13 protein-coding genes are annotated in these 7,950 nt (G+C 66.3%); 5 read left to right on the top strand and 8 right to left on the bottom strand.

What is annotated here, in order from left to right:
• The 7 genes from BMI01S_RS04085 to BMI01S_RS04055 all read right to left on the bottom strand — a co-directional run.
• On the bottom strand, nt 1-557 hold a 557-nt coding region (locus tag BMI01S_RS04085; protein WP_042288375.1), incomplete at its 3' end, for an amidase family protein.
• A 72-nt stretch (nt 558-629) separates the two neighbouring features.
• Nucleotides 630-1,550: a ferritin family protein gene (locus BMI01S_RS04080; protein ID WP_036044763.1), complete on the bottom strand. Its 921-nt coding sequence runs from the start codon at nt 1,548-1,550 to the stop codon at nt 630-632.
• Between the two features lie 63 nt (nt 1,551-1,613).
• Complete coding sequence (locus BMI01S_RS04075; RefSeq protein ID WP_028209670.1) at nt 1,614-1,829, bottom strand: hypothetical protein; 216 nt, start codon at nt 1,827-1,829, stop codon at nt 1,614-1,616.
• 374 nt (nt 1,830-2,203) lie between these two features.
• Complete coding sequence (locus tag BMI01S_RS04070) at nt 2,204-2,884, bottom strand: NADPH-dependent FMN reductase (protein ID WP_028230672.1); 681 nt, start codon at nt 2,882-2,884, stop codon at nt 2,204-2,206.
• Nucleotides 2,885-3,299: 415 nt separating this feature from the next.
• Nucleotides 3,300-3,698: a hypothetical protein gene (locus tag BMI01S_RS04065; protein WP_042288371.1), complete on the bottom strand. Its 399-nt coding sequence runs from the start codon at nt 3,696-3,698 to the stop codon at nt 3,300-3,302.
• 321 nt (nt 3,699-4,019) lie between these two features.
• A complete protein-coding gene (locus BMI01S_RS04060) occupies nt 4,020-4,232 on the bottom strand; it encodes a hypothetical protein (RefSeq protein WP_028209668.1) in 213 nt (70 codons plus the stop codon).
• 87 nt (nt 4,233-4,319) lie between these two features.
• Nucleotides 4,320-4,955 (bottom strand): glutathione binding-like protein, encoded by a 636-nt coding sequence (locus BMI01S_RS04055; RefSeq protein ID WP_036017670.1) that lies wholly within the window; start codon nt 4,953-4,955, stop codon nt 4,320-4,322.
• A gap of 62 nt (nt 4,956-5,017) precedes the next feature.
• Between BMI01S_RS04055 and BMI01S_RS04050 the strand changes: the two genes are divergently transcribed.
• The 4 genes from BMI01S_RS04050 to BMI01S_RS42870 all read left to right on the top strand — a co-directional run bounded on the left by BMI01S_RS04050 (nt 5,018) and on the right by BMI01S_RS42870 (nt 6,778).
• Nucleotides 5,018-5,686 carry a TetR/AcrR family transcriptional regulator gene (locus tag BMI01S_RS04050; RefSeq protein ID WP_028230671.1) on the top strand — a complete coding sequence of 223 codons (669 nt, stop codon included), beginning with the start codon at nt 5,018-5,020 and terminating at the stop codon, nt 5,684-5,686.
• Between the two features lie 104 nt (nt 5,687-5,790).
• Nucleotides 5,791-5,985: a DUF1653 domain-containing protein gene (locus BMI01S_RS04045; protein WP_028209665.1), complete on the top strand. Its 195-nt coding sequence runs from the start codon at nt 5,791-5,793 to the stop codon at nt 5,983-5,985.
• Nucleotides 5,986-6,027: 42 nt separating this feature from the next.
• Nucleotides 6,028-6,222 carry a YqaE/Pmp3 family membrane protein gene (locus tag BMI01S_RS04040; protein WP_028209664.1) on the top strand — a complete coding sequence of 65 codons (195 nt, stop codon included), beginning with the start codon at nt 6,028-6,030 and terminating at the stop codon, nt 6,220-6,222.
• A gap of 139 nt (nt 6,223-6,361) precedes the next feature.
• On the top strand, nt 6,362-6,778 hold the full coding sequence (locus tag BMI01S_RS42870) for a hypothetical protein (RefSeq protein ID WP_081723382.1): 417 nt from the start codon (nt 6,362-6,364) through the stop codon (nt 6,776-6,778).
• 170 nt (nt 6,779-6,948) lie between these two features.
• On the opposite strand, the gene BMI01S_RS04030 is transcribed toward BMI01S_RS42870, so the two are convergent.
• The gene (locus tag BMI01S_RS04030) at nt 6,949-7,215 is read right to left on the bottom strand and encodes a DUF4148 domain-containing protein (protein ID WP_036017745.1); all 267 of its coding nucleotides are present in this window, start codon (nt 7,213-7,215) and stop codon (nt 6,949-6,951) included.
• Nucleotides 7,216-7,598: 383 nt separating this feature from the next.
• Here BMI01S_RS04030 and BMI01S_RS04025 point away from each other — a divergent pair, with 383 nt between their 5' ends.
• Nucleotides 7,599-7,889 carry a DUF4148 domain-containing protein gene (locus BMI01S_RS04025; RefSeq protein WP_028209662.1) on the top strand — a complete coding sequence of 97 codons (291 nt, stop codon included), beginning with the start codon at nt 7,599-7,601 and terminating at the stop codon, nt 7,887-7,889.
• The last annotated feature ends 61 nt before the right edge of the window (nt 7,890-7,950 follow it).

The following is a 7,950-nucleotide window of genomic DNA, read 5'->3' as shown; positions in this document are numbered from 1 at the left end:
CGCGTGGAGCCCCCGGTGTCGGTGCCGAGCCCGGCGGGGACGATGCGCGCGGCGATGGCGGCCGCCGTGCCACCGGACGAGCCGCCGGGAATTCGTTCGGGATCCCAGGGATTGCGCACGGGGCCCGCATGCGGCGCAAGATTCGTGCTGGTGATGCCGAACGCAAGCTCATGCATATTGGCTTTGCCGAGCAAGATCGCGCCGGCGTCGACGAGACGCTGCACCGAAGGTGCGTGGCGCGCAGGCAGGAAGCCTTCGAGCGCGGGCGTGGCCGCCGAGGTTTGCAGGCTGCGCGTGTTGATGTTGTCCTTCACGACCACGGGCAGCCCTGCGAGCGGCAGGCGCGCGCGTTCGTTGGCGTTCAGGGCGTCGATGCGCTGCGCGGCGGCGAGCGCGCCTTCCACGTCGAGCACGGTGAGCGCGTTGAGGTTGGAGAGCGCCTGCGCGCGCGCGAGCAGCGTGGCCACGTAGTCGACGGCCTTGAGCTGCTCCGCGCGGATGGCCTCGACGGCTTGCGTTGCGCTCAGTTCCAGTTGCTGGTCGACAGTCCAGGTCATGCAGCCTTCTCCTTGCGCTAGCGGCGACGCCTGCCACGCGGCACCGTATTGCCGCGCGGTGGTGTCGTCGCGCTACGGCTTGATGAAACGCAACGCGAAGCGAGCGAGCGCGGGCACCAGCGCCGGCCGCAGCAAGCGGGCGTCATAGCCGCTCATGCGCTCCGCGTTCTCCGCGAGGCACAGCTCGATCATCTCGCGCGGCTTGAGGGAGTCGCCCAGCACCTCGCGGTTCGCGGGCAGGAAGTTCGAGTCGTGGGCGTGGCCCTGTGCGTCGATGCCGCGCGCGATCGCGAGCCGCTCCCACACCAGCATGAACCAGATCGCGGCCACGCGCACGGCGTGCCACGGCCTGCGCCACCATGGCAGGGTCTTGCGATACCACGCCACCCAGTTGACGAAGAAGAGAATGTGGCGCGCCTCTTCCTGGATCACCGGCTCGAAGGTCGCGACGAGGTCCGCCGGAAAGAATCCCGAGCGCTGTGCCGAGCGAAACAGGCCGAAGGCGAAAAAGCTGTCGATGCACTCGCTATAGCCGGTGAACATCCACGCCCATTCGGCCTGCCTGGGCGGCGGGTATGCGGGTTCGGGCGCAAGTTCGATGCCGTAAGCCTGTACGAGGTTCGAGAGCACGAGCTTGTGGCGTGCTTCCTCGGCGGCGTTCATTTCGATCGCTTCGCGCAGCAGGGGGTCCGTCACGGTTCGCGCGTAGGTCAGCACGCGGATCGACGCGCGGCCTTCGGTCTGGACGGCGATGTCCCAGATCGGCAGCGATGTGAGGCGCCCGAGTGCGTCGGGCCCGAGCCTGGGCCAGTCGAGAACGGCGGGGCGGTAGGGGTCGTGCGTGTCGAGCAGCATCCGGCAGAACATCCTGCGATGTTCGTCCGATCCGATTGTGATGGGCCCCGGCGTGTCATGAGTCCAGCGCCGCAGCGCGGCGTCCCGGTCGGAGATGAAGGCATCGCCTTCGTCCGGATGCGTCAGGGTCTCGGACATGAGCATCAAACGTGAAGGGGGCACGACTCCTATTCTGTCACAACCGTAAGGAAGCCTGCGCCGTCACGCGCAGCGGCGCTGCTGGCCGATCCACATGCGCGCCCAGCGGCAGGCGTAGGCGAGCGCGTGCCGTTCCTCGAAGAAGTAGTCGAGGGCGTCGAACGAATGCTGCGCACCGGGCTGCGTGCCGATGGTGAGATTGGCGGCGAAAAGGCCGTTCGGGAGCTGCTGTGCACTCGGGGCGACGACGTAGCCCTTGTAGCGTAATGGTGTATTCATGGCCGCGCTTCCTGCAGAGCGTCTGCTGACTTGCTGCTGTCTTTGTTCCTGGGTTCTCGATCTGGGTGGCGCGGGGTCCGCTGAGCGTTCGCTTCGCGCGCCGACACGACTCAGCCTACGGGCCGCCGTGTGTCGATGGAACCAATCATTCGTCGCAAGCAAATCACGTGTGGCCTGGGATCGGTCAGCAGAATGATCCGGATGAGGCGAGCTGAGAATCCGGCTTCAATGTGGATCAGGCGCGGTGCGCCGTCTGTGGGATGGCGCACGCGTGGCGCGCCGCGCAGCGTCGGCAATGTGGGCCAGGGAACGTAGCGAGCGGCGCCGCCCGCACTCGCGGTGCGGCGCCCGTGGATGCACGTGCGCCGCGCGGATCAGACTGCGAGGCTCAGGCGTTTTTCGTTGTGCGACGCCTGGGTGGCGTGCGCGGTAGTGACGGTGCTGGAGGCGCTCACAGGCGGCGCCGCGTGCTGGCTGCCGAACGCGAGCGCGAACTGCGCCGCCTGGCGACCCACCGTGGCGAGCTGGTCGGCGACCTTCGCGTCCGAGCATTGGTGCGCGCTCTCGAAACGCGTCTCGAGCGTGTTGATGCCCGCGCCGAACGGCGTGGGCCATCCGCGCAGCGCATGGACGATCGAGCGCAGGGAAGTCAGCACGGACCCCGCGGCCTGCCAGCCGTAGGCCGTGACGATGCAGCCCACGGCGCGGCCGTCGAGATAGGGACGGCTGTCGGCACGAAGCTCTTCGAGCGTGTCGAGCGCATTTTTCACGAGACCGGACACGCCGCCGTGATAGCCGGGCGTCGCGATGATGATGGCGTCGGCGGCGCGCACGGCTTCGATCAGTTCGAGTTGCGCGTCGGTGCGAGCGGGGTCTTCGGGCGCATAGTGCGGCAGCGTGTGCAGGAAGGTGCCGCCGAACAGGTGGGTGCGCGCGCCGGCCTCTTCTGCGCCGCGCAGCGCGAAAGCGAGCGCGCGCTCAGTCGACGAGGCGGCGCGCGTGGTGCCGCCGATGCCGACCACGAGCGGGCGGCGTTGCGAATCGGAGATGCTCAAGCGGTGCTCCCTCATGTGCGATGGGCCGTGGCTCACGCGGATTGCCAGCGAAGCCTCGAAGCGTGGAACCTGAAAGGGTCATCTTAGAGAGCGCGCCGCGCGGCGCGAAACGACTTTTTGTTCTAACCATATGCCGCCGTGGCTACGTTGCGCCGTGCGACGCGGCCCGATATGCATATGCGAAACCATTGGTTGGTCGCTCGACGGGCGATGGCTAAGATGGACCCGTCTCCTCCATGACATCTCCTTGACATGGGATTCGGCCCCGCACCTCCTGGGTGACGGGGCCGCTTTTTTTTTCTCAAGACCGGAGGATGTGGCTTCGAGGCGGGGAGTGCCGCTCGAGGCCTGGCGCGAACTGGAAGCTGCGCGATGCGGCGCTTCGTGCAGCGACGTTGCGCTTACGACGTTGCGCTTATTGCGCGCGCATCGGCGTTGCAGTGCGATGCGCGGGTACGCGGTAGCTCACCGTGAGCACGTTGCCGTCTGGGCCGATTTGCGGCGGGATGGCCGGCATGCGTCCGTTGCCCGGCGCGCTCTGGGCGGGGGCCCCCGATGTGCCGGCGCCGCCCGGCGTGACCGGCAGCGTGGGCGCGGGCGCGCGCACGGCGGGTTCGGCAACCTTGCGTGTCGTGAGGCGGTCGGCGGAAGCGAGCTTGTGCTTCGACCCATGGTGCGCCTTCTTCGCGGCGCTGCCCGCGTGTGCCGAGGGCGTGCGCGCTTCGGGCGGATTCCAGATCTCGATGTAGTGTTCCCCGGCGATCGCGGTGGACGCGAGGACGCCCAGCAAAGTCCCCGTGATGAAGAATCGCACGTCGTGTTCTCCGTTTCGATGTACAGGCCCCAGCCGCGCCCTGGTGCGGGCACGAGGCCGGCGGGCAAGTCTCAGAGCGGCGTGACCCGGTACGGCGACCGGGCGGCACGAATGGCCGGCTGCACGCACTGTACATTCATACAGGCGCTTATGCAAACGTTTCACGACCTGCGTCGGCGATGTGTTGCACGGATACGCCTGGAGGCGTTGGAGAGCCCCGGGGATGCAGTGCGAGCGCGAAGTCAGGGCTCGCTAAAGCGCTGGCTTCCGCGCTGGGGGATGAGTCCGGTGGCAGTTCAGGCAGGGGTCGCGCCCAGCGCGTCAGCCCTCCCCGACGCGCCGGCGCAGTTCCTTCGAAGCCGCAAGTGGAATGCGCGCATCGTCCCAGGTGGCGAGCCATTCAATCTCTTTTGCGGCGAACACCTGGCCATGATTGCGCAGCGCGTACTGCAACGAATCGATAACATGATTGCGGATGATTTCGGGCGTATGCGGGTCGTCGAGGACGATGCGCAACGCTTCGAGCGTGGCCATTACGGGGCTCCGGCGAGTGGTGATCGCACGGTTATCGCACGACAAAATTGGCCGTGCCACGCGGGAAAAAATCGCCGCCACGCGCACTCAATGCCTCGCGCGCTTGAAGATTTCGTACTCGTCCGCAAAAGCCTTTGCGACCGCGGGCCGTTCGCGCACGCGCTGCGCGTACGTCGCAATGGCCGGCCACTGAGAAACATCGATGCCCACGTACGGCGCCCAGTTCAGCACGGTCACGAGATACGCGTCCGCCACGCTGAACGCTTCGAGCAGGAAGCTGCGCGATTCGAGGTGATGGGCGAGCAGGTCGAAGCGGCGCGGGATCTTGTTTCGTGCATAGGCCTTCACCGCCTCGTCCACATCTTTGCCGAGCAGCGGCACGAACACGGCCTTGTGCAGCTCGGTGCCGATGAAACCCAGCCATTGTTGCAGGCGCGCCCGCTCGCGGGTGCCCGCTGGCGGCGCGAGCCGCGCCTGCGGAAAACGGTCCGCCACCCATTGCAGCACGGCCGGGTTTTCGGTGAGCGTCCAGCCGTCGCCCTCGCGCAGCACCGGCACCTGGCCGAGCGCGTTGACGGCGAAGAAGTCGCCGCCTTCGGTGAGCTGTTTCGTGAGCGTGTCGACCTGGATGTAGCGCGCCTGCGCGCCGGCCTCGTAGAGCGCGATGCGCGTGGCGAGCGAGCATGCGAGCGGGGCGAAATAGAGATCGAGCGAGAGATCCATCGTCATCCTCCGTTTCAGGTTTTTGTACTATAGTGAACAAAAATCATCGATCCAATATTTATATGCAATACAGTACAAAAAAGGATAGCCACCGGCGCGGGCGCCCGCGCGCCTACGATCCGGAAGAGGCGCTGGCCAGCGCGCGCGATACTTTCTGGCGCAATGGCTACACAGGCACGTCGCTCGACGATCTGAGCGCCGCGACCGGCATGAACCGGCCGAGTCTCTACGGCGCGTTCGGCGACAAGCATGCGCTCTATCTGCAAACCATCGATCGCTACGTGCAAGCGGGCCGCGCGGCGATGGACCACGCGCTGCAAGGCGAACTGCCGCTGCGCGAGGCGTTGATGCGCGTATTCGACGGCGCGCTCGGCTGGTATTTGCCGGCGCACGACGCAGCGCGCGGCTGCCTGCTGATCGGCACGGCGGCCGTGGAGGCCGTCAATGACGACGAGGTGCGCGAGCGCCTGGCCGCCGGCCTGCGCGCATTCGACAAGGCGTTCGAGAAGCGCTTGCGGGCGGCGCTTGCGCAAGGGGAGTTGCCGCCGCATGCGAGCGCGCCGATGCTGGCGCGCCTTGCTTCCGCGCTATTGCACAGCATGGCGCTGCGCGCACGGGCCGGCGATTCGCGGTCTTCGCTGCGCGCCATGGCGGCGGCGGGCATTGCGCTGATCTGCGGCGATGCACCGGCTCACGCCGAAGGGCGCGCGCCTCGCCGGCGCGAGAAGTAGCGCGAAGGATCACGAACGCGCACGCCGGTCCCGTTGCGCTTATCCCTTGTTACACTGGCGCAGTCGCGCAGGGAACGCTTGCGCACTCGGAGAGGGGGAACGCGATGGTGCGCTATCGGCACTACAAGGGTGGCATTTACGAACTGGTGTGCGAGGCGACGCTCGAGGCGGATCCCTCGGTCACGATGGTCGTGTATCGCGCGGCGAATGGCACGATCTGGACGCGGCCTTCCACCGTGTTCTTCGAACTGGTCGAATACGAAGGTGCGCTCGTGCCGCGCTTCGCGCCCGTCAACTGATTCTTCGAATATTTTTTCCACGCTTTGGAGGTTTCGCCGAACATGCGTCTACTGATTGCGCTCATCCTGCCCTGGCTGCTGTTCTTCACGATCGGAAGGCCCATTGCGGGCATCGTCTGCCTGATTCTGCAGATCACGCTGATCGGCTGGATTCCCGCCGCGATCTGGGCCGTCTATTCGCTCAGCCAGTACAAGACCGACCGGAAAATCGAAGACGCGCTCGGCCGGCGCGGCTAAAGCGCGCATCCTGCGCTGCGCTCGTGCCGTCTGCGCCGCGCAGAGCCGGTTTGCGCAATGACAGGCGCAATCCGGGCTAACAATTCAACAAGAACTTAATGCGGGCTTCCCTTTCTTACAGATAGAAAGGGAGTCTGCTATGTTCAAGATCGTTTTTACCGTGAGCGCGATGGCGCTCCTTGCCGGGTGCGCGACGGGCCCCGGCTACGACTACGGCTACGGCGGGTATGGCCAGCCTTATACCACCGGCTATTACAGCGGCTACGCGCCAGGTTACGCGCCGGCTTACGGCAGCGTCAACATAGGCGTGTGGGGCGGTGGCGGCGGACCTGACCATCACGGCGGTGACCATCACGGCGGGGACTGGCATGGCGGCGGAGGTGGCTGGCACGCTGGTGGTCCGGGCGGCCACGACGGCAGTCATGGCGGACCATGGGGGCCGCCGGGCGGCAACCATGGGCCTGGAGAACGCGGCCCCGGCGGTGGCCACGTCGGCGGTGGTAGCGCAAGCCACGGCGGTGGCGGTCATGGCGGGGGAGGCCCCGGTGGCCGCTAATGCAGGTGTCGAGCCCCGTGCGCATTGCGCATGAGCCCGGCGGCGCGGGCATGCCGCGCCACGAGCCGCCAATCCACCATTTCAAAACACATCAGGCCCGCCCTCGTGAGAGAGGCGGGCCTGATGCTTTGCGCGGGAACCCGGCTGCGAAGCCGGGGTTACGGCGAAACTTACTGTCCCGATTGCGACGTGCCGTTCGTCGACGGTCCATACGCCGTCGCGGCCCGCTGCGCGGCGATCTTCGCTTCGGCCGCCTGGATGTTCTCCGGGTAGTGCATCCAGTCGCTGGGGTCATAGCCGGCGGCGCGCACTTGCGCGAGATCGGCGCGAACCTGCGCGCGGGTCAACGGTTGTTGCTGGGTTTGCACCTGCGCGAACGAAACGGCCGGCACGGCGACGATGGCGGCGAGCACTGCTGCCTTCATAAGCGACTTCATGACTAACCTCCAATATCTTTTGTGAGGAGCCATCGCGTCTGCGTGGCTCAGCTTCTTCAATGTAAGCCTACGGAGGATGAGGGTAAATACTTAGATCACGAATTCAGTGTTCTCCTGGCAACAACAATCGGGCACGAAATCGTCTGAAGTATTGCGATAACCGCATGAGACCGGGTTCAGGCGTCGGCCCTTGGAAGCGCGGGTGATTGTTGCGAAATCGGTAATTCCAATTCGCCCGAAACAGCCTGTATCCGGAACGGCAACTTACCTAGAATCCAGTCGCAGCCAGCCGTTGCAGCGAGTCGCAGCGAGCCGGCCCAGCGAATACGCGGATGCGCACCGTCGTTGCGCATCGACGTCGAATAATTCCGGAGGTTGTCACCATGAAGTCGCTCGTCAAGGCCGTTGCCCTAACCGTTGCTCTTGCCGCTCCCCTCGCCGCTTTTGCGCAAGCCGATCAAGGCTTGACCCGCGAGCAGGTGCGCCAGCAACTCGTCGAATTCCAGCAATCGAGCCGCAATCAGGCTGCTGCCGGCGCCCAGGCGGCGGCGCCCGGCGCCCAGACCGACGGCTCGTTTGGCGGCGTGAGCGGCACGTCGTCGGCTGCGGGCGGCCGTTTCGTTTCCGAAGCGGCTCGCACGGGTCCGCAATCGGTGTACTTCGGCGGCCAGTAAGCCCGCCCGAAGTGCCGGAGTGCACAAGCGGCCCGCGACGCGACGTCGCGGGCCGCTTCGC

Origin of the sequence: Paraburkholderia mimosarum LMG 23256 = NBRC 106338 (assembly GCF_000739815.1) — a bacterium.
GTDB lineage: Bacteria > Pseudomonadota > Gammaproteobacteria > Burkholderiales > Burkholderiaceae > Paraburkholderia > Paraburkholderia mimosarum.
The sequence above is the reverse complement of the archived record's forward strand: the minus strand, read 5'-3'. Positions and strand labels throughout refer to the sequence as shown.

Coding starts and splice junctions, on each gene's coding strand:
- BMI01S_RS04030 (WP_036017745.1), bottom strand. CDS start 7,215: ATGAAGTCGCTTATGAAGGCAGCAGTGCTCGCCGCCATCGTCGCCGTG.
- BMI01S_RS04045 (WP_028209665.1), top strand. CDS start 5,791: ATGGTGCGCTATCGGCACTACAAGGGTGGCATTTACGAACTGGTGTGC.
- BMI01S_RS04080 (WP_036044763.1), bottom strand. CDS start 1,550: ATGTCCGAGACCCTGACGCATCCGGACGAAGGCGATGCCTTCATCTCC.
- BMI01S_RS04055 (WP_036017670.1), bottom strand. CDS start 4,955: ATGGATCTCTCGCTCGATCTCTATTTCGCCCCGCTCGCATGCTCGCTC.
- BMI01S_RS04040 (WP_028209664.1), top strand. CDS start 6,028: ATGCGTCTACTGATTGCGCTCATCCTGCCCTGGCTGCTGTTCTTCACG.
- BMI01S_RS42870 (WP_081723382.1), top strand. CDS start 6,362: ATGTTCAAGATCGTTTTTACCGTGAGCGCGATGGCGCTCCTTGCCGGG.
- BMI01S_RS04075 (WP_028209670.1), bottom strand. CDS start 1,829: ATGAATACACCATTACGCTACAAGGGCTACGTCGTCGCCCCGAGTGCA.
- BMI01S_RS04050 (WP_028230671.1), top strand. CDS start 5,018: ATGCAATACAGTACAAAAAAGGATAGCCACCGGCGCGGGCGCCCGCGC.
- BMI01S_RS04060 (WP_028209668.1), bottom strand. CDS start 4,232: ATGGCCACGCTCGAAGCGTTGCGCATCGTCCTCGACGACCCGCATACG.
- BMI01S_RS04025 (WP_028209662.1), top strand. CDS start 7,599: ATGAAGTCGCTCGTCAAGGCCGTTGCCCTAACCGTTGCTCTTGCCGCT.